Annotated in this window: 26 protein-coding genes, 2 tRNA genes and 1 pseudogene; 20 read left to right on the forward strand and 9 right to left on the reverse strand. The window is 60.2% G+C overall.

Features of this window, described 5'->3' with window-relative positions:
• Positions 1–141: 141 nt before the first annotated feature.
• The 4 genes from KDC96_RS15930 to KDC96_RS15945 form a co-directional block, all read right to left on the reverse strand.
• Positions 142–651, reverse strand: coding sequence for a DUF427 domain-containing protein (locus KDC96_RS15930; RefSeq protein WP_249171835.1), 510 nt, complete (start codon positions 649–651; stop codon positions 142–144).
• Entirely contained in the window at positions 648–1,037 is a 390-nt protein-coding gene (gene clpS / locus KDC96_RS15935; RefSeq protein ID WP_249171836.1) for an ATP-dependent Clp protease adapter ClpS, read from the reverse strand. Before clpS ends, KDC96_RS15930 begins: the two co-directional genes overlap by 4 nt.
• Positions 1,038–1,257: 220 nt before the next feature.
• On the reverse strand, positions 1,258–2,076 hold the full coding sequence (locus KDC96_RS15940; protein WP_212449492.1) for a phasin family protein: 819 nt from the start codon (positions 2,074–2,076) through the stop codon (positions 1,258–1,260).
• A 129-nt stretch (positions 2,077–2,205) separates the two neighbouring features.
• Complete coding sequence (locus tag KDC96_RS15945) at positions 2,206–4,134, reverse strand: alpha/beta hydrolase (RefSeq protein ID WP_212449494.1); 1,929 nt, start codon at positions 4,132–4,134, stop codon at positions 2,206–2,208.
• 197 nt (positions 4,135–4,331) lie between these two features.
• Between KDC96_RS15945 and KDC96_RS15950 the strand changes: the two are divergent.
• The 7 genes and pseudogenes from KDC96_RS15950 (at position 4,332) to KDC96_RS15980 (ending at position 8,939) form a co-directional block, all read left to right on the forward strand.
• A pseudogene (locus KDC96_RS15950) lies at positions 4,332–5,530 on the forward strand (LL-diaminopimelate aminotransferase).
• Positions 5,531–5,633: 103 nt separating this feature from the next.
• On the forward strand, positions 5,634–6,245 hold the full coding sequence (locus tag KDC96_RS15955) for a hypothetical protein (protein WP_249171837.1): 612 nt from the start codon (positions 5,634–5,636) through the stop codon (positions 6,243–6,245).
• A 25-nt stretch (positions 6,246–6,270) separates the two neighbouring features.
• Positions 6,271–6,621, forward strand: coding sequence for a hypothetical protein (locus KDC96_RS15960; RefSeq protein ID WP_212449496.1), 351 nt, complete (start codon positions 6,271–6,273; stop codon positions 6,619–6,621).
• 14 nt (positions 6,622–6,635) lie between these two features.
• Complete coding sequence (locus KDC96_RS15965; protein ID WP_212449498.1) at positions 6,636–7,148, forward strand: hypothetical protein; 513 nt, start codon at positions 6,636–6,638, stop codon at positions 7,146–7,148.
• Between the two features lie 113 nt (positions 7,149–7,261).
• Positions 7,262–7,618: a JAB domain-containing protein gene (locus KDC96_RS15970; protein WP_249171838.1), complete on the forward strand. Its 357-nt coding sequence runs from the start codon at positions 7,262–7,264 to the stop codon at positions 7,616–7,618.
• Complete coding sequence (locus KDC96_RS15975; protein ID WP_249171839.1) at positions 7,615–8,010, forward strand: winged helix-turn-helix domain-containing protein; 396 nt, start codon at positions 7,615–7,617, stop codon at positions 8,008–8,010. The genes KDC96_RS15970 and KDC96_RS15975 overlap by 4 nt, the downstream gene beginning before the upstream one ends.
• 122 nt (positions 8,011–8,132) lie before the next feature.
• Positions 8,133–8,939, forward strand: coding sequence for a crotonase/enoyl-CoA hydratase family protein (locus KDC96_RS15980; RefSeq protein ID WP_212449502.1), 807 nt, complete (start codon positions 8,133–8,135; stop codon positions 8,937–8,939).
• 24 nt (positions 8,940–8,963) lie between these two features.
• Here KDC96_RS15980 and KDC96_RS15985 read toward each other — a convergent pair whose 3' ends face one another.
• Positions 8,964–9,743 carry a thioesterase family protein gene (locus tag KDC96_RS15985; protein ID WP_212449504.1) on the reverse strand — a complete coding sequence of 260 codons (780 nt, stop codon included), beginning with the start codon at positions 9,741–9,743 and terminating at the stop codon, positions 8,964–8,966.
• 177 nt (positions 9,744–9,920) lie between these two features.
• Here KDC96_RS15985 and KDC96_RS15990 point away from each other — a divergent pair.
• From KDC96_RS15990 to KDC96_RS16050, 13 genes are all read left to right on the forward strand, one after another.
• A tRNA-Cys gene (locus tag KDC96_RS15990) sits at positions 9,921–9,994 on the forward strand.
• 32 nt (positions 9,995–10,026) lie between these two features.
• A tRNA-Thr gene (locus KDC96_RS15995) sits at positions 10,027–10,102 on the forward strand.
• Between the two features lie 251 nt (positions 10,103–10,353).
• The gene (locus tag KDC96_RS16000; protein ID WP_371815506.1) at positions 10,354–11,496 is read left to right on the forward strand and encodes a tyrosine-type recombinase/integrase; all 1,143 of its coding nucleotides are present in this window, start codon (positions 10,354–10,356) and stop codon (positions 11,494–11,496) included.
• Positions 11,497–11,535: 39 nt separating this feature from the next.
• Complete coding sequence (locus KDC96_RS16005; protein WP_212449506.1) at positions 11,536–12,222, forward strand: hypothetical protein; 687 nt, start codon at positions 11,536–11,538, stop codon at positions 12,220–12,222.
• A 102-nt stretch (positions 12,223–12,324) separates the two neighbouring features.
• Positions 12,325–12,492 carry a helix-turn-helix domain-containing protein gene (locus tag KDC96_RS16010; RefSeq protein WP_212449508.1) on the forward strand — a complete coding sequence of 56 codons (168 nt, stop codon included), beginning with the start codon at positions 12,325–12,327 and terminating at the stop codon, positions 12,490–12,492.
• A gap of 35 nt (positions 12,493–12,527) precedes the next feature.
• A complete protein-coding gene (locus KDC96_RS16015; protein WP_212449510.1) occupies positions 12,528–12,977 on the forward strand; it encodes a helix-turn-helix domain-containing protein in 450 nt (149 codons plus the stop codon).
• A gap of 3 nt (positions 12,978–12,980) precedes the next feature.
• Complete coding sequence (locus KDC96_RS16020; protein ID WP_212449512.1) at positions 12,981–14,078, forward strand: site-specific integrase; 1,098 nt, start codon at positions 12,981–12,983, stop codon at positions 14,076–14,078.
• A 124-nt stretch (positions 14,079–14,202) separates the two neighbouring features.
• Positions 14,203–15,687, forward strand: coding sequence for a class I SAM-dependent DNA methyltransferase (locus tag KDC96_RS16025; protein ID WP_249171840.1), 1,485 nt, complete (start codon positions 14,203–14,205; stop codon positions 15,685–15,687).
• The gene (locus KDC96_RS16030) at positions 15,684–16,829 is read left to right on the forward strand and encodes a restriction endonuclease subunit S (protein WP_212449514.1); all 1,146 of its coding nucleotides are present in this window, start codon (positions 15,684–15,686) and stop codon (positions 16,827–16,829) included. The genes KDC96_RS16025 and KDC96_RS16030 overlap by 4 nt, the downstream gene beginning before the upstream one ends.
• Entirely contained in the window at positions 16,826–17,470 is a 645-nt protein-coding gene (locus KDC96_RS16035; RefSeq protein WP_212449515.1) for an abortive infection family protein, read from the forward strand. The genes KDC96_RS16030 and KDC96_RS16035 overlap by 4 nt, the downstream gene beginning before the upstream one ends.
• Complete coding sequence (locus KDC96_RS16040) at positions 17,463–20,699, forward strand: type I restriction endonuclease subunit R (protein WP_212449516.1); 3,237 nt, start codon at positions 17,463–17,465, stop codon at positions 20,697–20,699. The genes KDC96_RS16035 and KDC96_RS16040 overlap by 8 nt, the downstream gene beginning before the upstream one ends.
• A gap of 776 nt (positions 20,700–21,475) precedes the next feature.
• On the forward strand, positions 21,476–22,012 hold the full coding sequence (locus KDC96_RS16045) for a phage tail protein (RefSeq protein ID WP_212449517.1): 537 nt from the start codon (positions 21,476–21,478) through the stop codon (positions 22,010–22,012).
• Between the two features lie 56 nt (positions 22,013–22,068).
• Positions 22,069–22,605, forward strand: coding sequence for a phage tail protein (locus KDC96_RS16050; RefSeq protein ID WP_212449518.1), 537 nt, complete (start codon positions 22,069–22,071; stop codon positions 22,603–22,605).
• A gap of 119 nt (positions 22,606–22,724) precedes the next feature.
• Here the strand turns inward: KDC96_RS16050 and KDC96_RS16055 are convergent, their stop codons facing one another.
• From KDC96_RS16055 to KDC96_RS16070, 4 genes are all read right to left on the reverse strand, one after another.
• Positions 22,725–22,868: a hypothetical protein gene (locus KDC96_RS16055; RefSeq protein WP_212449520.1), complete on the reverse strand. Its 144-nt coding sequence runs from the start codon at positions 22,866–22,868 to the stop codon at positions 22,725–22,727.
• A gap of 71 nt (positions 22,869–22,939) precedes the next feature.
• On the reverse strand, positions 22,940–24,799 hold the full coding sequence (locus KDC96_RS16060) for an asparagine synthase-related protein (RefSeq protein ID WP_212449522.1): 1,860 nt from the start codon (positions 24,797–24,799) through the stop codon (positions 22,940–22,942).
• Between the two features lie 6 nt (positions 24,800–24,805).
• Positions 24,806–25,099, reverse strand: a complete 294-nt coding sequence (locus KDC96_RS16065) for a PqqD family peptide modification chaperone (RefSeq protein ID WP_212449524.1) — start codon at positions 25,097–25,099, stop codon at positions 24,806–24,808.
• Entirely contained in the window at positions 25,096–26,085 is a 990-nt protein-coding gene (locus tag KDC96_RS16070; RefSeq protein ID WP_212449526.1) for a hypothetical protein, read from the reverse strand. Before KDC96_RS16070 ends, KDC96_RS16065 begins: the two co-directional genes overlap by 4 nt.
• Between the last annotated feature and the right edge of the window lie 52 nt (positions 26,086–26,137).

Genomic DNA, 26,137 nt, shown 5'->3' on the forward strand with positions numbered 1-26,137 from the left:
ATGTACCGGTCAATGCTGGGGATGAAGCTTGTCACGGGATCAGCATTCGGCCTTGGTCTGAACTGGGTCGCGCCGCGCCATAGCGTGAATTTGACGCGCGGTCATGGGGTGATGTGGGCGCGGCTGTTGACCGTGCCTGAACTACCAGAAGCGGCTGCCCGGGACCCCCTTGAACGGGCCGGCTTCATACCGGCTGATCCAGCCGCCGTAGAATCCGCCCGGCTGCGGGGTGATTGCCTCGCCATCGATCAGGCACCGGTCGAACGGTTCCGGGTAGAATGCAAGGCAATCCTTGATCGCCGCAAAAGCGGGCGTCGGATCGGGGTACGACCACGCAGCCGCTTCGATCCGTTCGCCGTCGATCATGACGTCCCAGTAGCGCGCCTGCCCCTTCCATTCGCAGATCGTGCGACGCGAATTGGGCTGCAGATGATCCATCGCGATGTCGGACTGCGGAATGTAATAGGTCGGCGGATGGCTGGTTTCGAGCGTTCGCCATGCCGCACGACTGTCCACCAGTGTGCGGCCCCGGTGAATGATCTGGAGGTGCCGGTCGGTCGGCTCGGCGATGGCAGGGCGGGGGTAGTCCCACACGCTTTCCTGTCCCGGTCCGACCGGATCGGGTTCGGGATGGCCGGCAAACAGGCTCACGCCTTTTCAAGCGTGCATTGCAGCGGGTGCTGGTTCTGCCGCGCGAAGTCCATCACCTGGTTCACCTTGGTCTCGGCAACCTCGTAGGGGAAGATCCCGCACACGCCGACGCCCTTCTGGTGGACATGCAGCATCACCCGCGTCGCCTGTTCGAGGTCCATGCCGAAGAACCGCTTGAGCACCATCACCACGAATTCCATCGGGGTGTAGTCATCATTGAGCATCAGCACCTTGTACTGGCTCGGCTTCTTGGGCTTGGTGCGGGTCTTGGTCGCGACACCGGTCTGGCTGTCGCCGTCCTTGTCCTCGTCATCGCCCGCACCCGTGACAGGCACGAGCGTGAGTTCGGGCGCGTTCGGCGCGGTCGGGATCGGGGCGAAGGCCATCGCGGCTCCATTATGGGACTCGTTTGCGCAATCGCAAGATGTGTCGGCAGGCCATACGACCCACGGGATTAACAACTCCTCGGCGTGGCGGTTGTTTCGGATGAACGAAAAAGGCCGGACGGACCTGTTCTGGTCCATCCGGCCCTGCGCCGCATGGGCGCGGTTTCATAAACCGGGATTGGGGAGAGAGAGGAGAGGCCCGGTTCAGAAATTCAGATGCTTACGCAGCCTTCGAAACCTTCTCGGCAGCGACGCTGACGCGGTTCGAAATCGGGGCGAACGCTTCGTTGTAAAGCTTGACCCAGGCTTCGGTACGCTTCGAGCCGTAGGACACGACCGCGTCGAAGTTGCGGCGAGCCAGTTCGCCCTGGAGCTGCATGAGCTCGGTCGGCGACTTGATGGAAGCCATCTTCTTGGCGTCCTCGGTGACGGTTTCGACCACGGTCTTGCCGGTTTCGACGTTGTCCTTCACGAGTTCCTGCGCACCGGCGAAGAAGATCTTACCGCTGGCAACGACGGCTTCGACGTTGGCCTTGTTGAACTCGTTTGCTTCGGCGGCGAATTCGCCAGCCTTGGCGTAGGCCGTCTTCACGCGCTCTTGCACGTCGGCAGCCATTTCCTTGGCGGTGGCGGTGATGTCGGTGTTCTTGGCAGTAGCCATGATGGTATCCTTGAGCTTGATGACGGGGTTCGTCTGGTTGGCGGGCTTGGCCGCGGCCTTCTTGGGGGCGGCCTTCTTCTTCGCCATGGCCGGGGCTTTCTTAGCAGCCGGCTTCTTGGCGGGGGTCTTCTTGACGGCGGCTTTGGCCGGAGCTTTCTTCGCCGCGGCCTTCTTTTTAAGCGGAGCCTTCTTGGCAGCCGGCTTCTTTGCCGGAGCGGCGACCGCCTTCTTGACGACGCCCGCCTTGGGGGCGGGCTTCGGTTGGCCGGCCTCTACCGCTTCGGCGACCTTGGCAGCGCTCGCGGTCTTCGCGGCAGCTTCCTCGTAAGCCTTTTCGGCAGCGGCATCGATTTTCGATTGGGTGTTGGCGTCAGCCATAAAATCCTCGCTTCATGTTGCAGTGCACAAAATAAGCATTGCAAGTGCGAAGTCAAGGGTTTTTTGTGCAGTGCACAAAAATGGACAAACGCCTGATTAAACAGAGAAAATTCCTGTTCCGACCGTTCGTCATCGCGTTTTCACGTACCGACCCGGCGCGTCTTCGATCACGGAATCGCCTCTTCCACCCGGCTTGCGCTTGCCGGTTGCAGGGACGCGCGCGGAATCCTGCCGCTCGAGCCAGCCGAGCCAGTGCGGCCACCAGCTGCCGGGATGTTCCGTGGCGCTTTCGATATAGGCCTCCAGCGAGAAAGCATCGCTGTCGCCGACCCAGTACTGGTACTTGTTCGCGGCGGGCGGGTTCACCACGCCGGCGATATGTCCCGACCCCGCGAGCAGGAATTCGACCGGCCCGGAGAAATGTTCGGTCGCGCGCCAGACGCTTTCGGCCGGGGCGATATGATCCTCGCGCCCCGCCTGGATGAAGCATGGCGTTTCGATTTTCGTCAGGTCGATAGGCGTCCCGTCGGCAGACAGCGCATCGGGCACCACCAGCTTGTTGTCGCGATAGAGATCGCGCAGGTAATCGTTGTGCCATCTGGCGGGCAGGTTGGTGACGTCGCCGTTCCAGTGCAGCAGGTCGAAGGCGGGGTAGTCTTCGCCCAGCAGGTAATTGTTGACGACGTAGTTCCAGATCAGGTCCTTCCCGCGCAGCGCGTTGAAGGTAGCGGCGAGATAACGCCCGTCGAGATAGCCCTTGGGCGATAGCTGGCCGATCATCTCCAGCTGGCTGTCGTCGATGAAATGCCTGAGCTCGCCGCTCTTCTCGAAATCGACCTGCGCGGTGAAGAAGGTCGCCGACTTGACCTTGTCCGCCTCGCCGCGCCGGGCGAGTATCGCCAGCGTCGCCGCCAGCGTCGTCCCGGCGACGCAATACCCGATGGTATGGACATGAGGCACCCTGAGCCGTTCGCGCACATGGTCGATCGCCCCGATCTGGGCGCGAATGTAATCGTCCCATACTATGTCCGCCATGCTCTCGTCGGCGGATTTCCAACTGACCACGAATACCGTGAGGCCCTGGTCCACCGCCCACTTGATGAAGCTTTTCTTCGGGGTCAGATCGAGGATGTAGAAGCGGTTGATCCACGGCGGAAAGATCACCAGCGGCACCTCGAACACGTCCTTGGTCGAAGGCGAGTATTGCACCAGCTGGTAGAGCGGGGTCTCGTGCACCACCTTGCCCGGCGTCGCGGCCAGGTTTTCGCCGAGAGTGAAAGCGTCGGTGTCGGTGTGGGTGAGCTGCCCGCGTTTCAGATCCGCGATCAGGTGCTGCATGCCACGCACCAGGTTCTGCCCACGGGTTTCGATCGTGCGCTTCATCACCACCGGGTTGGTGAGCAGGAAATTGTCGGGACTCATCGCTTCGGCGAGCGCGCTGACCGCGAATTCGAGCTGCTTGCGCTTCTCCTTGTCGAGCCCGCCCATCGCCTTGACCGATTGCTGAAAGTATTCGGTCAGCATCAGATAGGTCTGGTGCAACAGCGCAAATGCCGGGTGCTCGCGCCAGGCCGGGTCGGCGAAACGACGGTCCTCGCGCGGCAGTTCCGGCGCGTCCTCTCCGGAGGGCTTATCGAGGTATCGCCCGAGCACATTCTGCCACAATTGCAGCGATTCCTGTGCCAACCGCGTCGGAGCGGAAAACGCATCGACCGGCAATTGCTTGAGCATGCCCTGCGAAATCGTCAACCATTGCGCCGGATCGAACAGGTTGGCGTCCTGTGTCGCCTTGTCCGCAGCCCTGGTTGTCTGGAGCGCAGCGAATTCGAGCCACATCTGCTGCAGCTGGGTGCCAGCCTTGGCCCATTCCGCCATGTCACCGGGGCCGATCATCGATCCAAAGAGGCCCGCAGTAGCCCCGTCTTCGCCGGGTCGCGCGGCGGCGGAACCTGGCAAGGACCGGGCAAACATCTCGCGCATCGTCTCCCCTTGGACGTCGAACAAGGCGCGAAACGGCTGCATCGCGTCAGATGCGAAAGTGTCGTCTTTATCGGCCATGGCGAACTCAATTCTCCCGAAGCAGGATCGTGATTGTGGCGAAGCGAGCGACCGCGCCGACGCCGTCCTAGCGAAAAGCCGGCCGCACTTCGACCCGTTTCAGGCGATCTCGACCGTTGCAGGTTCACGCCTTGGACCCTAGACTGATCGTTGCGTTCGCCATCATCATGATTGCGCGGACCGGGGCAGGGAAGGCAATGAACGACCAATTCTATCGGATGAAGCGGCTTCCGCCCTATGTCATCGCGGAAGTGAACGCGATGCGCCATGCCGCTCGTCAAGCCGGCCAGGACATTATCGATCTCGGCATGGGCAACCCCGATCAGCCGCCTCCGCAGCACGTGATCGACAAACTGTGCGAAGTCGCGCGCAAGCCCGACGCTCACGGCTATTCGCAGTCCAAGGGTATTCCCGGCCTGCGCCGGGCGCAGGCGAATTATTACGGGCGCCGGTTCGGGGTCGATCTCGACCCGGAAACCGAAGTCGTCGTCACCATGGGATCGAAAGAGGGGCTGGCCAGCCTTGCCACAGCGATAACCGCGCCCGGAGACGTGATCCTGGCGCCGAATCCCTCCTACCCGATCCACACCTTCGGGTTCATCATCGCCGGGGCCACAATCCGCTCGGTCCCGACGACGCCCGACGAGCGGTATTGGCGCTCGCTTGAAAGTGCGATGAATTTCACCGTTCCGAGGCCCAGTGTTCTGGTGGTGAGCTACCCGTCGAACCCTACGGCCGAAACCGTCGATCTCGCCTTTTACGAGCGGCTGGTCGCATGGGCGCGCGACAATGGCGTGTGGCTGCTGTCCGACCTGGCCTATTCCGAACTGTATTATGATGGTAACCCGACCCCGTCGATCATGCAGGTTGACGGAGCGAAGGATGTGGCGGTCGAATTCACCAGCATGAGCAAGACCTATTCCATGGCCGGATGGCGCATGGGCTTCGCGGTCGGCAACCGCAAACTGATTGCCGCGCTCACACGGGTCAAATCCTACCTCGATTACGGCGCCTTCACTCCCATCCAGGCCGCCGCCTGCGCCGCGCTCAACGGGCCGCAGGACATTGTCGAAACCAACCGCGAGCTGTACCGCAAGCGGCGCGACGTGCTGGTCGAGGCGTTTGGGCGCGCCGGATGGGACATCCCCTCGCCAGCAGCTTCGATGTTCGCGTGGGCTCCCTTGCCCCCGCGTTGGCGGAGATGGGAAGCTTGGAGTTCTCGAAGCAGTTGCTGACCGAGGCACAGGTCGCGGTCGCCCCGGGTGTCGGCTATGGGGAAGAGGGAGAAGGCTTTGTCCGGATCGCGATGGTCGAGAACGAACAGAGGCTGCGGCAGGCGGCGCGCAACGTGAAGCGTTACCTGACGTCGCTGGGAGTGAACAGCTCCGCCGCATGATACCAGCCGCTGCGAGCCAGCGCCGTTGTCGGCGCGGTTTCGGAGCCATACAGATGGTAAAGCGTTAGTGATGAGTACCGAAAAGACAACTTAGGAGGAAGAGATGCCGCGCGCGGCCCAGCGGTCGCTGACCGAACGTCAGCGCGCTGTGATGGAGCGAATCGATCGGCGCGTACCGATCAAGTTGATCGCGCAGGACCTTGGCGTGTCCGAGACGCGAATCAACCAGCATATCCGTGCGCTGAAGGATATCTACGAAGCCGGCAGCCTGGGCGATCTGGTCGAAAGATACCGGGCCGCGAGGGGCCCGGAAAAACCCTTACTAGGCGCAGAGTCCGCCAATATAACCAAGAACTTCGAGCGCAACGGGGCTTCCGGCAAGGGCTTCAGCGAACCTGCATATAGCAAAAATCAGGTCCCCCAACCGGCGCTGGTCGGAAATAACGGTGGCCGGGTCGACCAGGGCCAGCTCGTGATGAGCGATGTCTTGCCCCTCATCGAACAGGCGCCCTGGCTGCGCCCCGGTGAGCCCAGGGTCGTCCCCGGGGTGCTCGATGGCGAACACGCCGTCCTGTTCCGCCTCGCGGCCATCGTGGGCATCGCTTTCGGCATCCTGTCGGCGGTGGTGCTGACGGTCACCGCAGGTGTCGCATTGAGCGAAGCGATGGATGGCAGGGCGCAGATCCCCGAAGAAAACACTCAGCCCACCGTTTGAGCGCGGTCGGGCTCGGAGAAACACTGTGACCGACCGCATCCTCAACGACGCCTACAACCTCAAGAAGCTGATTCGCGAAGCCGAAGCGCTGGCCGACGAATCGATGATCGCCTTTGCCCGGCTCAAGCAGGCGATGCTCGCCGCGCGCCAGAATCCGGGCGTCGAAGTCCACACCGGGCAGCGTGCCCTGATGCGCCTCAACCAGGCCGAAACACAGGCGATGGCGATGTCGACCAGCCTGCTGCGCGTGCATGACGAGCTGAGCCAGGTGGCGCGCGAGAAGATGGGTGGCGACACTGGTGTGCCGACCGAGATTCCGGAGAATGCCACGCTGGACAGCGAAACCGCCGAATTCTCAGCCGAAATGGCCGGTTAGGTCTCCCGACCTCAATGTTCGAACTGTTCGTTGAATATCGCGACGTAGCTCAATGGCTTATCAGCATTGTGCTGGGGTTTGCCATGTTCAGATGGGGCAGCGCTCCAGAACGGTTCGTCGCGGCTGTGTTTGTCGGGCTGTTCACCCTACCCATCATCGTCTTCGAAGTCATTTTAGGGATCCCCCTGCTGTACGCGGCAGGGGGACTCTATTACGCATCGATAGACATCGTCGCTGCGATTGCCTTCACCGTTATCGCCGTAAACGCCAATCGCAATTACACATTGTGGATTGCCGGCTTCCAGCTTGTGGCGATGTCGGCCCACGGCGTCCGCTTCGTCACCGAAGCGGTCACGCCGCTGGCGCATGCGGTGATGGTCATCGGTCCGTCCTATTTCCAGCTTGCGCTGATGGCTGTCGGCCTCTTCCGCCACGTAAGTCGCAGCAAGCGCTACGGCGAGTATCGCGACTGGCGTGTGCCGCGGCGCGAGATCAAGCTCGCCATGGTTGCTGGCGGAGAGGGTTGACCGATGCAGCGCTTCACACCTGCCGATAACCTCAAGGGTGCTATGCAATGATCCTAACCACGGAACGGGTCCGGACTCCCCACAGCGATGTGCGGGAGGCTCAACTGACCGCGATGATCGAATACCTGCGGTCGATGGTGCTTATGGCCCCGGGCGGCGGCGAGCGCTTTCACGCGGTTTTCGTCGATTCCCGCAAGGCCTATCTCGGCGACGAATCCATGGGCCGGGGCGAACGCGACGCCTTGTCCCTGCGCTTGCGCGATCTGTTCGGCAAGGCGCTGCGCTACGGTGCCAGCGGCATAATCATCGCGCACAATCATCCGTCGGGCGATTGCCGTCCGAGCCAGTACGACATCGACGCCACGCAACGTGTGGCTGCCATTGCGCAGGCTCTGGACATCGAGCTGCTCGACCATCTCATTTTCAGTGATTCCGCGGTCTATTCGATGCGCGCAGGGGGCGATCTGTGAAGGCAACCGCGGCTACGGCATCATTTCCCGACGGCAACACGCTGATCCCCCGCTTCCGCGAGGCTGGCGACGTCACGCTCGACCTGTTCCATCGCGATGGCCGCGTCGAGGATCGCTGGCTGGGCCTTCACCCGCGCGAATTCGAACTGGTGTGGCGGCTGGCCGAACAACCCGGCGAACGTCTCACCCGCAAGCAATTGCTGGCCGACGTCTGGCGCATCACCTTCGAGCCGGAGACCAACAGCCTGGCCGTGCATGTCGCCAGGGTTCGCGCCAAGCTCGCGCCGTTCGGTCTCTCGGCCATGCTCGCGACGCACCCGGAGGGCGGCTACCTGCTCGATACTCCGCCGGGCCCGAGCGCCTATGCCTTCGCCAGCTGCACGGAGCGCTGAATCGGCCGCTGCGCCGCCGGGAGCACGTCTGGCTCGGCGGCGGTGGCAGATGAAACTGGACACCCGTGCCCCCATCAGCCATTCGTCGGCCATCCGGAAACCTGCAATGATTGAGGATTGCGATGCCGATGCCAGCCAATGACAGGGTTTCGATCGATCTCGGCAACAATGGCGTTGCCCAGGTTCGGTTGACCCGCGGCGACAAGATGAATGCGCTCGACCCTGAAATGTTCGCGCGGATCATCGAAGCGGGCAGCGTGCTCCAACGCATGAAGGGCCTGCGAGCCGTGGTGCTTTCGGGCGAAGGGCGCGCTTTTTGCGCCGGGCTCGACACGTCGAGTTTCGCGCGTACGCCGAGCCCCGATGAGCCCGAGTTGACCGAGCGCACCTACGGCAATTCGAACAAGTTCCAGCAGGTCGCGATGCAATGGCGCAAGCTGCCGGTCCCGGTGATCGCGGCAGTGCACGGGGTGTGCTTCGGCGGCGGTTTGCAGATCGCAAGCGGGGCCGACATTCGCGTGGTTCACCCGGACACGCGGATGGCGATCATGGAACTCAAATGGGGTCTGGTGCCCGACATGGGCGGGTACGCATTGTGGCGCGGGCTTGTGCGCGACGACGTGCTGCGCGAACTGATCTATACCAACCGCGAATTCAGCGGAGCCGAGGCGCAGGCGCTCGGCCTGGCGACCCATGTCGACGAGGATCCGCTGGCCCGCGCGACGCTGATCGCGGGCGAGATCGCCAATCGCAATCCGCATGCGATCCGCGCGGCGAAACGGCTTCAGGCCGGGATGCTTGAGCGCAAGACAGACGCGATCCTGCTCGAAGAAAGTATCGAGCAGCACGCCATCATGCGCAGCAGGAACCAGGTCGAAGCGGTGATGGCGGGCATGGAGCAGCGCGCGCCGAAGTTCGAGGATATTTAGGCTCTCGCCGGATAGCGATTTCGACTAGCCGAACACAGCAACGCACTGGAGCCCGTCGAGCACCTGGCGGCCCTGCGTGTCCCACATTCTCAGCCGTTCCGAAGAATACCCGGCATCGGCATGCTGGCTGGTGTTTTCCGCGAGGTACCATCCGCCTTCGGACGCGTTGTCCGGATCGAGGACATTGAAGGACCAGTTGATCGAGCTGATCGGCCCCATCCGCTGCATGATCCGCATCGCGCCCGGCGGCATGACATCGCCCATCAGCACCAGTCTGGCGACCGGATCGAGCGCGTGATCCTCCGTCAGGCGGGCCCAGCGCCTGATTGTCGCGCCATGGTCTTCGTTCTTTGCCTGCCCGAACCGGAGTTCGAAGTTGTTCTGGATGAAGGACGGACCCTGGCCCTTCATCGCCACTTCGTTGTCGTCCGGCGTTCCGGGCCAGCGTTCGGGTGCGTCGGCGGGCCGCAGGGCATTGGCACTGCGCGCTGCCCCGAACAGCCAGAATGCAGTCAGCGCGACCGTGCCGCCCGACCGGATCTCGCTGCGAACCTGAGTGACGTTGCGCCCCTGCCGGACCATCTCGGCGGACAGCTCGATTTCCTCGCCCACCGGTGCCACGAACCCGATCTGAGCAGCGCGCAGGGGCGGGAGATCGGGGAAAGCGCGGGTGGCCATGGTGTAGGCGACCAGCGCCGAGGCACCGCCGTAGAGCGTGCGCCCCTGCATCCAGTCTTCGGCGTTTTCGAGCCGGGTGGCACCAGGCTTTCCAGTTATGGGTTCGAGCAGGCTGGCGATTGTCATGGCACGCCCTGTGCCCGCGCTGAGCCTGCGGGTCCAGACTGACGTTGCGTCGCCTTGCGAAGATGCCGGCCGAAATCAGGCGGTGTGCAGCGACCCCGCCGCAACCGCGAATGTCCGATTGCGTTTGCGGCGACGAATCGCTAGTGCCCGCGCTCCGTCCGCTTAAGCGGGCGGCTCGGCCCGATGGCGGAGTGGTTACGCAGAGGACTGCAAATCCTTGCACGCCGGTTCGATTCCGGCTCGGGCCTCCATTTTCCGATTGCGCGCTGGCGCAATCCGCAGTGCCGCTTTAGCTCAGTTGGTAGAGCACATCATTCGTAATGATGGGGTCACGTGTTCGAGTCACGTAAGCGGCACCACCTGCCTGTTCGCAATTGCACGCGAAAGGTTGCAAGAACCCCGGAAAACTGCCAAAAATGAGGCTGGCTTTACCGCCGGTGCTCGCCATTGTTCGCTGAAATTCGGACCAGATTGGGGGCCTGCGTGGGGGCCTATCGGAAACGCACAATCGAAAAGGCCCCCAAATGGCACTGACAGATTCCGGATTGAAAGCTCTCAAGCCCCGCGCCAAAGCCTACAAGGTAAGCGATGAGAAGGGCTGTATGTCCAAGTGACCCCGGCTGGCAGCAAGCTCTGGAAATTCAAATTTCGCAACAAGCTGGGGGCAGAAAAGAAGCTCTCGCTCGGGGCCTACCCAGACCTCTCCCTCAAAGAGGCGCGGGAATTGCGGGACGCGGCTCGAAACAAGGTTGCGAGAGGGATCGATCCAGCCGAGCAAAAGCAGCGCGATAAGCGGGCGGCAAAGATCAGTGCGGCCAATTCATTCGAGGCGGTCGCAAAGGCTTACATCGCCAAGAATGAACGCGACGGCCTAGCTGAAGCAACAGTGCGCAAGCGCAGGTGGTTTTTGGACATCGTGCGCAAGCCGCTGGGAGCGCGACCGATTGCCGAAATCGAGCCTTACGAAATTCTGGACGCTGTTCGCCCGTTTGAAGCAGCGAAGAATGACGAGAAGGCTCACCGCACCCTACAATTCATCGGGCAGGTCTTCCGCTATGCCGTGGCAAACCAGATTGCTGGATCAGACCCGACCCGCGACCTGCGCGGTGCCTTGTCGAGCCGAAAGCCAAAACACCACGCGGCAATTCTGGAGCCGGTTAAGGTTGGCGGCTTGATGCGGGCTATTGACGGCTACGATGGCCAGCCGATCACACAGTTTGCATTGCGCCTTTCGCCTTATGTCTTCGTGCGCCCCGGCGAGCTTCGCCGCGCCGAATGGAGCGAAATTGATCTGGAAGGGGCAGTCTGGCGCATTCCGGCTGCCAAAATGAAGGGGCGGCAGGAGCACGCTGTCCCGCTGGCCTCTCAATCGCTGGCTGTCCTAAAGCAAGCCCAAGAGCTGACCGGAGATGGGCAATATGTGTTTCCGTCAATCCGTTCACGTCGAAATCCGATGTCAGAAAACACGGTCAACGCAGCATTGCGACGGCTCGGCTTTGGCAGTGACGAAATGACCGCGCACGGCTTTCGGGCGATGGCCAGCACCTTGCTCAATGAATCCGGCAAGTGGTCTGCGGACGCAATCGAGCGCGCTCTCGCGCACAAGGACAAGGATCATATCCGCGCGGCCTATCATCGCGGGGCTCACTGGCAGGAGCGCGTGGAGATGGCCCAATGGTGGGCCGACTATCTGGATATGCTCAGAGACGGTGCGGACGTTATCCCGATTTCCAACAATGTGGCGGCTGGCTAAGACTCGACAAGTACATGAAACGCGGACCATTGTCCGCGCATGGACGAGGGCGAACGCCAGCAAATAACTCTCTTAACCGAACGCGCCCTTCAACGAGGGCAGGAAAGATACGGTGCCGAACAGCGACAACTGTTCGCTGAACACTCTGCAAAAGGCATGCTTGGTAATAGCGCAACGATCACGCGCGCAGTCGCGCTTATGGGAGAAGTAGCGTCCGCAACACTCGATCAGCTCCTTACCGAATGCGGTGGGGTAAGCAAAACGAGTGAGGCATTCGATCAGATAGACAAGACGCTGACAGTCTTGCTTGACGCCTTCCACCAGCGCCTGCCGGAAGCAATAGGGATGGGCACTCGTGGTACGCCTAGTGAGTCGATAACGAAAGCATCAGAAGACCTATTCGCGAAAATGCGGGCTGACATCGAAGCTGATGTGAAAGTCGCCCGGTTTGGGTTTCTGAAGAGCAGCCAGACTGAGAGGCTAGATTCGTCGACCCCCAAACCAACAAAGAAGAACACAGGAGGCAAACCTTTAGCGAAGCACTGGGATGCTATGTGGGCTGATATAGCTACGCAGCTTTGGACGGGTGAACTCGTTCCGAAAAGCCAAGCAGACATAAAGCGCTCAATGTTTGACTGGCTGAACACCAATGGAATTGAAGTTGGCGACACGGTTGTTACGGGACGCGCCCGCGCGCTCTGGCAACGAATGCAAACCGAAACTTAGTTTCCGAACCTTTCCGAACCTTACCGCGCGATTCAAACCCCGGAGTCGCCGATGCATGTTTGCGCCCGCTGGTGATTGCCAGCTCAATTCTGGAGCACAAACATGGAAGTCCTACTCGTGTCGATCAACGAAGCCGCCACGGCTCTGAACCTCGGTCGCACATCCGTTTACAAGTTGATCGACGAAGGCAAGCTGGAAAGCCGCAAGATGGGGCGGCGGCGCATGGTGACGACTGCTTCGATTCGGCGGCTGGTCGACGACGAAGGGTAAGGCCGATGCCCTCGCGCCGGGTCAATCCCAATCGAGTGAAGACCAACTACAGCTACACAGTGAGCGAACTGGCCGAATGTCTTGGCACACATAAGAACACCGTGCGCCATTGGCAGCGCAAAGGCTTGGACCCAATCGATGACCGCCGCCCGTATCTTTTCCATGGCGAGGATGTGCGCGCATTCCTGAAGGAACGTCGCGCCAGCCGTAAGCGCCCCTGCGCTCCTGGCACACTCTACTGCGTGTCCTGTCGCAAGCCGCGTCGCCCTGCGCTTGGCATGGTCGACTATCTTCCGATGCGCGCCGCAAGCGGCAATCTGCGCGGCATTTGCGAGGTCTGCGAAACTGTCATGCACCGCCAAATCCGTTTCGCGGACCTGCAAACGAAAATGCCGGGATGCGAGGTCAAAATAGCGGAAGGCCCTTCAAGCCTAAATGGGCAGGCGTCCCCCTCCCGTAATTGTGATTTGAAGAAGGAAGGCTAGACCATGGCGAAACACAGTCCCGCAAATGAGCGCGTGAAGCGGGATTACTTCGCGTTCCTGAGGGAAGCGAAGGGCCGCGATACAGTGACAATCGACCGGGTGGCGCAATCACTCGCAAAGTTCGAAAAGTCGACCCGGCACAAGGACTTCAAGAGCTTCCGCAAAGAGCAGGCAATTGCCTTCAAAAAGCGCGTTGGAGAGGCTGTGAATGCGAAATCGGGCGAGCGTCTGAGCAAAGCAACCGTGCAGTCTACGCTGCGCGACCTGAAAGCCTTTGTCGAATGGCTTTCCCGTGAACCGGGCTATCGCTCGCATCTATCGTATTCCGATGCCGAATACTTCAACGTGAAGGAGAAGGACGCAGCTATTGCGAGGGCACGGCGGGAAAAGAAAGTGCCTACGCTGGAACAGGTACGCCGTGTGCTGGAATCCATGCCAGCCGAAACGGTGCTGGAGCGCCGCGACCTGGCGCTTGTCGCCTTCGCAACGATCACGGGAGCACGGGTCAACGCATTGGCCAGCTTCCGGCTGGAGCACGTCGACATTGAGAGGGGCTTTGTCGAACAGGATGCGCGGACGGTGCGAACGAAGTTCGCGAAGACCTTCCGAACCTATTTCATGCCGGTCTCCGAAGGCGCGTTGGAGATAGTCTCCGATTGGGTGCGCGAGCTGCGTGAGGACTTGCTCCGGGGTCCAGTCGATCCGCTGTTTCCGGCAACCGAAGTGGGCGTGAGCGAAGCTGGGATATTCGAGCCGACTGGCCTTGCTCGCAAAGGCTGGGCGTCGACCGGGCCTGTGCGCGATGTATTCCGCAAAGCCTTCGAAGCGGCTGGCTTGCCCTATTACAACCCGCACAGCTTTCGCGACATGCTGGTGCGCCATGCGATGAAGTTGGACCTGACACCTGAGGAAATGAAGGCTTGGAGCCAGAACCTCGGTCACTCTGACGTGATGACCACACTTTCCAGCTACGGTCCCGTGCCGACCCATCGGCAGGGCGAGTTGATCCAGGAACTTGGGCAGGGGAAAGCAAACGACGAGGAGGCTCGCATAGCTAAGATTGTGGCTGAGACGATACGTCGGATGCAGGAAAAGGACTGAATAGCCTTCTCGAGTTAGTTCCAAGACTTGTTGACCCGAATAGAGCTTTGCCAGATGAGTCGCTCCGTAACAGAGGGAAATCATGGCAAAGTCAGTTAACAACAATGAGACCATCGAAAAGGCCATGTGGGCAGCGGCGGACAAGCTGCGCAAGAACATTGACGCGGCGGAATACAAGCACGTCGTCCTTGGCCTGATCTTCCTCAAATACATCTCGGACGCTTTCGACGAGCTCTATGCCAAGCTTGTCGCAGGAGAAGGCGAATACGCGGGCGCAGACCCTGAGGATGTGGACGAGTACAAGGCCGAGAATGTCTTCTTCGTGCCGCCATCCGCGCGCTGGAAGTTTCTGCAAAGCCACGCCAAGCAGCCGACTATCGGCAAGACCGTTGACGAGGCGATGGACGCCATCGAGCGCGAGAACCCCAGCCTGCGCGGCGTGCTGCCCAAGGTCTATGCGCGAGGCAATTTGGACCCAACCAATCTCGGCGGTCTGATCGATCTGATCAGCAATTCCGAAAGTCAGCACGGCAAGGAAGGCAACGCCGACTTCCTCGGCCAGACCTTTGAATACTTCCTCGGCCATTTCGCGCTCGCAGAAGGCAAGAAGGGCGGCCAGTTCTATACGCCTGAAAGCGTGGTGCGCGTGCTGGTCGAGATGCTGGAGCCCTATAAGGGCCGCGTGTTCGATCCGTGTTGCGGGTCTGGAGGGCTGTTCGTGCAGTCGGAGAAATTCGTCGCCGCGCACCAGGGCAAGGTCAATGACATCTCGATCTATGGGCAGGAGAGCAATCAGACGACGTGGCGGCTGGCAAAGATGAACCTTGCCATTCGTGGGATAGACTCCAGCCAGGTCAAATGGAACAATGAGGGTTCATTCCTCAACAACGCGCATCCGGACCTAAAGGCCGATTTCGTGATTGCGAACCCGCCGTTCAACGATAGTGATTGGGGCGGTGACCTGCTTCGCGACGACGCGCGATGGACCTTTGGAACGCCGCCAGCGGGCAATGCCAATTACGGCTGGATTCAGCACTTCCTCTATCACCTGGCACCGGGCGGGAAGGCGGGCTTTGTTCTTTCCAAGGGGGCGCTTACAACCAAGTCATCGGGTGAAGGGGAAATCCGCAAGGCCCTGATCGAAGCGGGGCTGGTCGATTGCATTGTCAACCTGCCTGCCAAGTTGTTTCTGAACACGCAAATCCCGGCGAGCTTGTGGTTCCTTAGTCGGGGAACGACTTATCGCCCCAATGAAATCCTGTTCATCGATGCGCGCAACCTGGGTCACTTGATCAATCGCCGCACGCTGGAGTTTTCGGATGATGACATCGCGCAGATCATCGGCACCTACCACGAGTGGCAGAAGGGTGACGAGGGTAGCTACGAGGACGTGAAAGGCTTCTGCAATTCCGCCTCGCTGGAGCGTGTGCGCAAGCTAGACCATGTGCTGACTCCGGGGCGCTACGTCGGGCTGGCTGAGGAAGAAGACGATTTTGACTTTGCCGCGCGGTTCAAGAGCTTGAAGGCGGAGTTCGAGGCACAGTTGGAAGAAGAGGCGAAGCTGAATGCACGGATCGCGGAGAACTTAGCGAAGGTGCAGCTGCCGTGATCGAGGGGTGGCGAGAATACAAAATCGAGGACTTAGCTGAAATCAGGAATCAGTCTCGCGTTCCGTTGAGCAAACTTGAGCGGTCGCAACGGAGCGGGCCGTATCCGTACTACGGGGCTTCGGGGATCATCGATTATGTCGATGGCTTTCTGTTTGAAGGAGAGCACGTTCTCATCTCGGAGGACGGGGAGAACTTAAAATCTCGAAAAACTCCGATTGCGTTCAAGGCTGATGGACGGTTCTGGGTCAACAATCATGCGCATATTTTGAAGGGTAAGAAGGCTTTTCACAATGATCTGATCTGCCACTATTTCAGTCAGTTGGACTTGAGCGCTCACATCACAGGCGCTGTCCAGCCGAAGCTAAGCAAGGCAAGCCTAACCAGCATTCCGATACTCCTTCCGGAAGATGAGGGCGAACAAGAAACGATTGCGGAGGTCCTTTCATCGCTAGACGACAAGATTGATCTGCTTCGCCGCCAGGACGCCACTCTGGAGGCGCTTGCCGAGACCCTCTTCCGACAGTCTTTCATCGAAAACGCACAAGATGATTGGGAAGAGGGCACTCTTGATGATGTGCTGACAGTGAAAGGCGGAACGACGCCGAGCACGAAGAACGAAGCCTTCTGGGATGGGGACATCCATTGGACTAGTCCGAAGGACTTGACCGGAAACAATGGGCTTTTCTTGCTAGACACAGCACGCAAAATCACACCGGAAGGGCTCGCAACGATTAGTTCTGGCTTGCTTCCGGCTGGGTCACTCTTGATGTCTTCAAGGGCACCCGTTGGCTGTTTGGCGTTCTCGGTAAATCCTGTGGCGATCAATCAAGGATACATAGGCATTCTGGATGAAAAGGGTTTCTCGAAAGAGTTTCTAATTCTTTGGCTCAAAACTCACATGGATTACGTCAAGAGCTATGCCAACGGTTCGACGTTCCAAGAGATCAGTAAGTCGACTTTCAAGAGGTTGGAAATCTCGAAGCCGCCCGAACCATTGCGACTTAAGTTTCAGGCAACCGTTTCGCCAATTTTCGGAAGACTATTCGAAAACGCCCTGCAAATTCAGAGTCTGGAGCGGCTTCGCGATACATTGCTGCCTCGACTTATGTCAGGTGCCGTGAGGGTCGACCTCAGCGCATGAGTATCGAACGTCTTGAAGCGATAATTGACCAACACGGGCGTTGGTCTGATCTGAAGGTTTACACTGACCGGATTGAAGCTCATGCCGAAAGTGATTTCAGTCATGCGCTGGAGAATGCGAAGGCGCTGTTGGAGACAATTTGCAAAGAGATTTGCGCTTCCAAGGGCGTGGACATGGGTGCGGCTGCGTCCATCCAAGCCCTTATGAAACGGGCGTTTAAGGAAATAGGCTATCCGCCCAGCGATTTGGTAACGCAGGTCTCCACTTCTCTCGGCACCATTGGCCAGAAAATGGGGGAGTTGAGGAACCAGATCAGCCCCACGTCTCATGGAAAGACACTGGATGATCTCAAGAAGAGAAATGACCTCATCGACGACCTAACAAGAGAGTTCCTGATTGATACGACAGTTTCCGTCGCCTCTCTCATGATCCGGACCTTTGAAGGGGCAAGCCCAAGGACGAAGCCTAAGGACGTTTTGCTGTACACCGATTGCGAGGACTTCAACGAACTGCTGGACGAGACCAACGAGCCCTTCCAAATTGGCATAAACAGCTACCCTGCAAGTGAAGCATTCTACGGCGTTGATCGCACTTCTTACGAGTCAGAATATCGCAAGTTCTTGGAGGGTGACGATGAATAAGCTCACCGAATCTGAGATCGAAGAGTTCGCAATTTCGCTCCTCGAACGGCAGGGCTATGACTATCTATACGCCCCTGAGATTGCGCCCGATGGCGACCGGCCTGAGCGGGCCAGCTTTGCCGATGTCGTGCTGGTGGATCGGCTGCGCGAAGCGGTGGCCCGGATCAATCCAAACATCCCGCCAGACAGCCGCGAGGAGGCCATCCGGCAGGTGCTGTGTTTTACCGCGCCGGACCTGATCGCCAACAATCAGGCGTTCCACCGCCTCCTGACCGAAGGTGTGAACGTCTCGCGCAATGCGGAGGGTAGTGAGCGCGGCGACCTTGTCTGGCTAGTAGATTTCGACAATCCGGAGATCAACACGTTCCTCGCCGTGAACCAGTTCACCGTTATCGAGGAACAGGTGCAGAAACGGCCCGACATCATTCTGTTCGTCAACGGCCTACCGCTGGGCGTGATCGAGCTGAAGAATGCAGGCGATGAACAGGCGACGGTCAAATCTGCTTTCAAGCAGATCGAAACCTACAAGGCGACGATACCTTCGCTCTTCGCTTACAACGGCCTGTGCATGATCTCTGACGGTCTGGAGGCGAAGGCCGGATCGATCTCTGCCGGGTGGTCCCGCTTCATGAAGTGGAAGACCGCCGATGGTCTCTCCGAGGCAAACCCGTTGGTCGGCGAAATGGAGACAATGATCGCCGGAACGCTGAATAAGGCCACGTTCCTCGACCTGATCCGGCATTTCAATGTCTTCGAGACGGCGGAGAAGCAAGACCCCAAGACCGGGCTTGTCACCGTCCAGACGATCAAGAAGCTCGCCAGCTATCACCAGTACTACGCGGTGAACAAAGCCGTGCAATCGACCCTGCGCGCGGCTGGATTCATCAATTCCCGTGGCCAGCGGAGAAAAGGTGATCTGCGCGAAGACCCTTTGAAGTACGGTCTGCCCACCACGAGCGGCAAACCCGCCAGCGACCGCAAGGGTGGGGTCGTCTGGCATACGCAAGGTTCGGGCAAATCGCTTTCGATGGTGTTCTATGCGGGCAAGATAGTGCTCGCGATGGACAATCCGACGATTGTTGTAATCACAGACCGTAATGATCTGGATGATCAGTTGTTCGACACTTTCGCCAGCTCGCGCCAATTGTTGCGACAAGACCCGGTACAGGCCGATAGCCAGAAACATCTGAAGGAGCTGCTCAAGGTCAGCTCTGGCGGGATCGTCTTCACCACCATCCAGAAATTCCACCCGGATGAGGGCAACGTCTACGAAACGCTTTCGGAGCGCGAGAACATCATCGTGCTGGCGGACGAAGCGCACCGCACTCAGTACGGCTTCCGCGCCAAGACCATCGACGAGAAGGACGACGACGGAAATGTAGTCGGCAAGAAGACGGTCTACGGCTTCGCCAAGTATATGCGCGATGCCTTGCCGCACGCGACGTATCTCGGCTTCACCGGTACACCTGTTGAAAGCACCGATGCCAACACCGCGCAGGTATTTGGCGACTACGTCGATGTTTATGACATCGCGCAGGCCGTGGAAGACGGCGCGACTGTCCCGATCTTCTACGAAAGCCGCTTGGCGAAAATTCGCCTGAGCGAGCAAGGGCAGGAGCTAGTCAAGGCCCTGGACGATGAGCTCGCGCAAGAAGACCTGACTGAAAACCAGAAGAGCCTAGCCAAGTGGACGCAGCTCGAAGCGCTGATTGGGGCGGACGACCGTGTGAAGCGCGTAGCCTATGACATCGTGGAGCACTTCACCGCCCGCCAACAAGTGAACAACGGCGGCAAGGGCATGATCGTAGCGATGTCGCGCCGGATCGCTGCTGATCTGTTCGATGCCATTGTCGCCCTACGCCCTGATTGGAACGATGAAGACCTCGCCAAAGGCAAAATCAAAATTGTGATGACCGCTGCCTCTTCCGATGGACCGGACATCGCCAAGCACCACACAACCAAGGGCCAGCGCCGCGATCTGGCGGAGCGGATGCGCAATCCAAACGATCCACTCGAACTGGTTATTGTTCGCGACATGTGGCTGACGGGCTTTGACGCGCCTTCGATGCACACGCTCTACATCGACAAACCGATGAGGGGGCACAACCTGATGCAGGCCATTGCCCGTGTGAACCGCGTCTATGGTGACAAAGAGGGCGGACTGGTTGTCGACTACCTCGGAATTGCGCACGACTTGAAGAAGGCGCTTAGCTTTTACTCCGACGGGGGTGGCAAGGGTGATCCAGCCGTTGCGCAGGAGCAGGCCGTTGCTGCAATGCTGGAGAAGCTCGAAGTCGTCTCACAGATGTTCCATGGCTTCGCCTATGAAGAGTATTTCACGGCAAACACAGGCCGCAAGCTATCAATTATCCTTGAAGCCGAAGACCACATTCTTGGCCTAGAGAATGGCAAGACCCGCTTCGTGAACGAGGTAAGCGCGCTGTCGGGGGCGCTCTCGATTGCTATTCCCCATGAGCAAGCGATGGATGCCAAGGACGAGGTCGCATTCTTTCAAGCGGTGAAGGCGCGGCTGGTGAAGTTCGATGCATCAGGCGCTGGTCGCACCGACGAAGAGCTTGAAACCGCCATCCGCCAGACCATCGATCAGGCTCTAGTGAGTGAGCAGGTAATCGACATCTTCGATGCGGCTGGGATCAAGAAGCCAGATATTTCGATACTATCCGACGAGTTCCTTGCGGATGTCAAAAACCACAAGCACGAGAACGTCGCGCTCGAGCTGCTCAAGCGTCTGCTTGATGGAGAGATCAAAGCCCGCACGAAGAGCAACCTCGTGCAGAGCAAGTCGCTGATGGAAATGCTCCAGGACTCTATCAAGCGCTATCACAACAAGGTGATCACGGCGGCAGAGTTCATGGACGAGCTGATTGGCCACGCGAAGCATATGCGCGACCTAGACAAGGAGCCGGAAGAACTTGGTCTAAGTGCCGAGGAGTATGCATTCTACACGGCGGTTGCCAACAATGAGAGTGCGCGAGAGCTGATGGAGAAAGAGAAACTTCGCGAGTTGGCTATCGTGCTGTTTGAGAAAGTTCGAGAGAACGCCTCAATCGACTGGACAATCAAAGAGAGCGTGCGGGCTAAGCTCAAGGTCATCATCAAACGCACCCTGCGCCAGTTCGGCTATCCGCCAGACATGCAGTTGCTGGCTACTGAGACAGTCTTGGAGCAAGCGAAACTTATCGCACAGGAACTGAATGGGGCAGGCTGAGGCCATCGGATAATGGCAACAGGAATCGGTGCTTGAATGTGTGAGTCACGAATGCGGTTCACACGCCACACCAGGGGTAAGTAACAGTAAATGGGGCCTTATTGGGGGCTTGGGCTTCAGCCTGCTGGGAGATTAAGAATAAAGTCAGAATCTTGGCCTGACTTTGCGGTTCCCGTAAGCGCACCACCTACCCTTTTCCCGATGTTCCCTGAAGCCTTGTAACTCTCGCCCACAATATCCGGGATCTGGCCAATGGGGTTATTTCTCTCCCTGCGGGCGTGGGCCGGCTCGATTGCCGGTGATCGAGTGGCATGCCGTTCAGCTGGTTCGAAATTCCGAACCGCATCAGTCGGCGCGAGAGGAATCGGAGGTGGGGCTGCAAGCCCATTGGGGTTCGACGTCATGTCGATTCCATCGGATCGGGGATTGATCCCAAGATTTCGCCGCCCGCACCGCGCTTTGCGTCTTGTTCCAGGCGCAGGCCACTGCGCTCCTATTGGCGCTGCTGGACGCCCGGGCGACGCCAGGCAAACTGCGTGTAGAGACCATGCTGCAAAGGGGGCGGGACCGTTCCGGGAGCCGGCTGCATTATCGATACGCGGCCTTGCCCAAGTGCCGGTCGTCACACCGATATTTCTTTTTGTCAGTCCGAATGAATTGGTCTAGGCTTTGCCTGCCGCGGGGGGTTCAGCACATTATTTCGGGTCATTTTGCGTCCGGTGGCAGCTCTAGCGAGCAGGCGATGCGCCTGCGCAAATGGGGAGGACGGACCTGAAATGGAAGGATATCTCGCTCAGATCATCATGTTCGGGGGCAACTTTGCCCCGCGCAACTGGGCATTCTGCCACGGTCAGTTGCTCGCCATCAGTTCCAATTCCGCGCTGTTCTCGCTCCTGGGAACCGCCTATGGCGGCGACGGGCGGACCACTTTCGGGCTTCCGGATCTGCGAGGCCGCGTGCCGATCGGTCAGGGTGCCGGTCCGGGATTGCCCAACAATATACTCGGACAGAAGGGCGGAAGTCCGACAACGACTCTGACCGTCGCCAATCTTCCGCCGCACAATCACGCTGCCACCCTGCACGCGGAAAGCGACGTGGGCAGCTCGGGGGCGCCGACCAATGCGCTGCTCGGCGTGGTCACCGGCGCGACCAAGATCTATGCGCCGTCGGTTCCTGCAGACCAGGTCGCGATGCATCCCGACAGCATCACCGTGGGCAACACCGGCGGCGGCACGTCGTTCAGCAACGAACAGCCGTATCAGGTGCTGCATTATGTCATTTGCACCCAAGGGATCTATCCGAGCAGGAACTGAGTGAGCGACGTGCGCGGCGCGCGCACCGCAGAAATTAATCGAGGGAGGGAGTATCCATGGACCCGTTTATTGGACAGATCGTGATGTTTGGGGGCAATTTCGCTCCGCGTGGCTGGGCATTTTGCGATGGGCAATTGCTGTCGATCGCGCAGAATACGGCGCTGTTTTCGATCCTTGGGACGATTTACGGCGGCGATGGGCGGACGAATTTCGCGCTGCCGGAAATGCGCGGCCGCGTGGTTATGCACGAGGGCAACGGGCCCGGACTCGATCCGAAAAACCTCGGCGAGCGCGGCGGCGTCAACACCAATACGCTGACTGTGAACAATCTGCCGCCGCACAATCACACCGCCACCCTGCACGCGGAAAGCGATGTCGGCACTTCGGGCAACCCGACGAATTCGATGCTCGGCGTGATCACCGGTGCGAACAAGATCTACGCCCCGTCGGTCCCGGCGGCGAACGTGCCGATGCATCCGGACAGCATCGTCGTGTCGAACACCGGCAGCGGGCAGTCGTTCACCAACGAGCCGCCGTACACGGTCGTCAACTACATCATCGCGCTGGTCGGAACCTTCCCGAGCCGCAACTGATCGCGACTACAAAGCAAAAGCGCCTGTCGGATCGTATCCGGCAGGCGCTTTTTGATTCAGCACCAGACTGATCTGCGCTGCGGCGGCCGCTTACCCGTTCAGGGTGACGGCCTTGCCGATCAGGACATTTGCAAAATGGTCGGAAACTCGGACGGATCGGGAAACGGACCCGTCTCGGTGCCCTTCACGTCAAGGACGCGAAGTTCCGGTTTGACGAACGGCTTCCGGCCGCTGGCGGCGCTCACATTTTCACGGTCTGCCAATGAATATCTCCCCATGTCCTTTACGGGCGGTAAGCCCTAATCACCGAATGTGTCAATGGCTTGCCCCGCCGTCAGCGGGTCTCGTCCAGCCAGATCGACACCTGCCGCAATTGCCAGAAGTACATTCGGCGGCGCATGTCGGAATCTTCGAACCGGTCGCGCGAACGATGCAGCGCCTGCGCGGTATCGGCGAAGGCCGCAGGGTCGATGATCGAACGCAAAACGTCCGGCAATTCTTCGAATGCCATGGCCGGCGGGTCTTCTAGCGGTGGCCGCCCGCCGATAAACCCGCCCATGCTCTTGCCGACCTGCCATGCGATCCGATCGGGAATTCTTCCGGCGACGGCCCGGCGGTGGAGATATCGCCCCATGTCCCGGCGCCGCTTCTCGATCGAGGGCGTCGCGAAGAATTGCTGGATCAGTCGCCGGTCGAGCAGTGGAAAGCGGTAATCCATGCCGTAACTGGCAGCATAGATGACCGAGCTTTCGAGCCGCCCCTGTCGCCCAAGCCGGAATCCGGGATAGAGCCCGGCCAGCGTGTTGAGCGTCAGCTCGGATCGTTCGGGGCAAACCCACTCTTCGAGCTGCTGCGCCAGGCCCGAGTCTTCGACAAAGTCGCGGCGCAGGCAAGCGACATCGAGCTTCGTGGCGATCAGCTGCCGCATGGCGAGATCGGGGTCCTCGGGGCCGCGCTTCAGGCGCCTCGCGAGGCGCACGAGCCGACGCGGCAGCGAGCCTCCTAGCTCGTCGAGCATGGCACGGTATTCGCCCCGCGCATGCAGTTCGTCGATCAGGGGCTTGGCATAGCTGGTGGCGACCTCGTCGCCGCCGAAGCCGGAGAACAGGGTCCTGATCCCCAACATGCCGCACCACTCGAAAAATTCCGGGTAGACCAGCGGCTGGCCATGTTCGGGCGGATGGCCGAGGGTCGCCAGCGCGCGATCGAATGCGGCATCGACGCGCAACAGCCTCGGCTGCATCAGGACGTGGGTATGGCGGATGTCGCACATCGCCGCGCACGCCATCACCGTTTCTGGCTCATCTTCCATCGCGATCATTGCGAAGGTGTGAAAATCGTCGCGATCATGCGGCAGGCGTTCGGCGAGCGACGCAATCACCGATGACGAATCGAGCCCGCCGGTCGCTTCGGCACCGATCAGGAAGTGGCTGCGCGCGCGATCCGCGACTGCACGGTCGAACGCATCGCGATAACGCTCGACCCAGCGAACGTCGCGGCGGGTCGCGTGCGGCGCTGCGAGATCGAATGCAAAGAATTCGCGCGGCTCGCACGTTCCCTCACGAACGATCAACAGGTCGTGCGCTGACGGAAGCTTCTTCACCTCTTCGTAAGCGGCCTGCGTATGCGCGAAATTGAGCACCGATGCGAACAGTGCGATCCATTCGCGGCTCGGGGCCAACGCCTGCCCCGTCAGCACTCGCATCACCGCGACCGAAGTGGCGGCGACGAAATGCTCATCGGTCAGGATGTAGTAAAGCGGCTTGGCTCCGATCGCGTCGCGTGCGCACCAGGCTTCATGCCGGGCGGGATCGTAGATGACGAAGCTGAAATCGCCTTCAAGCCTGGCCGCACAATCGCGGCCCCAGCGGCGATGCGCGACGAGCACAATCTGCGGGTCGGTGAGCGTCGCCCGGGGCTGCAGGCCGAGTTCGGCGCACAGCTCCGCGCGATTATCGAGCCGCATCCAGCTGGCGATCACCCGGCCGGTTTCGGGGCAGGTTTCGGGCGCGTGCTCGTGGAGCGATTCGGGCGTGTTGTGCCACAGCGCCTGCGCGACGATCGCGTGATCGCCTTGCCACACACCCTGCTTGTCGGGTTTCGCAAAGGGCATCATCGCCGCAAGCAGCGCCTCGCCGGTTGCGAGCTCCTGCGGCGCGGCGCGCGAGCCGCGCATCAAGATGGCGGCGAACACGTCCGCTCAGTTGGCGGCGGTTACGAGTCCGTTGCTGAGCAGCTTGTCGACGAATTCGGCGACGGTTCGTTCAAGATCCTCCACGTCGCTTGTGTCGAATTCGCGCCGCAGCTCGGCGACGATTTCCTCGAGCGTCGCCGGGCTGTCCATCGCCGCCCAGATCTGACTGCCTGTGCCCGTGATCGCGAAATACACCCCCTTGTCGATGTCCATCATCACGGTCTCGCCGTCCATTTCGGCGGCGACGACGCCGACGGTTTGTGTGAGCCTGGTGTCGGGTGCAAACGATGGTGCGGTCATGGTGTTGCCCTCATTGTCTCTCGGTCCGCGTCGCGGCCAGCGGGATCAGTGCCCGGAATGGTTCCGAATGTCGCCAGAAGAGCATCGATCAACGCGTCTATATCGAACCCGGCGGTCGGGCGCGAGACCCGGAAAAGCGGTGTATCTTGAGCAATCGCCGCCACCCGCTTGAGATACAGAACCTCGAGTTCGAGGGGGAGGAGGTATTCCGGACGGTAGATATTGTTGCGCAGCACAGCGAATTTCTCGACCCCGTTGAGCTGTCGCACCTGAACCTGCGCTACATCTTCGGGCACCAGCCAGAAGAACGCGCCGATTGCCTGAGGCTTGCGGCACTGATCGTCCCCGATGGGCAGGTTGAACTTGGGGTCGGCTTCGCGAACGCGGGCCAGCTCCGACGTGTCGATGCCGAGCCGCTGCGCGGTGTCGAGCCACAGCTTTGCGCGCGGCATGCCGGGCAGCACCCGTCCATCCGCGCCGATCGGGCACACGTCATCGGCGAGCATCGCGTGGCCACGCTGCAGCATGGCAATCGCGGTGGTCGATTTGCCCGCGCCGGTATCGCCGATGCACATGATCGCCCGGTCGGAGCCATCGACGGACACCGCGTTGCCGTGAACGACGACATGCCCGCGCTGCATCAGGATCGCGCCAAGGCCCGAGCCGAGCAGGAACAGCCGCATCTCGTCCTCCGCCACGCCGGGGTAGCGCGTGTAGATGATCGAGCGGCCGTCGCTGATTGTCATGCGCAGCCGGTCAGGGAAATCGAGCCACAACCGGCCGGGTTCTCCATCGACGAAAGTGCTGACATTGAGCGGATCGTCCGCTGTCGGGGGTGGAACATCCCCTTCGCGAATAACGATGTCGGGCTCGGCGGAGTCTTCGGCTGGATAAAGTTCGGGCAGATCGAGATCGCAGACGACATTGAGCCCGTACACCCGGCGCATCATCCTGGCGGGAGCGGCTGTGCTGCTCGTATCGGTCATGCCGGTGCGCGCTCGCTCTTTCCATCATCCGGGCGCCGCGGCGTTCGCTTCC

Source organism: Erythrobacter sp. JK5 (assembly GCF_018205975.1).
Taxonomy (GTDB): domain Bacteria; phylum Pseudomonadota; class Alphaproteobacteria; order Sphingomonadales; family Sphingomonadaceae; genus Erythrobacter.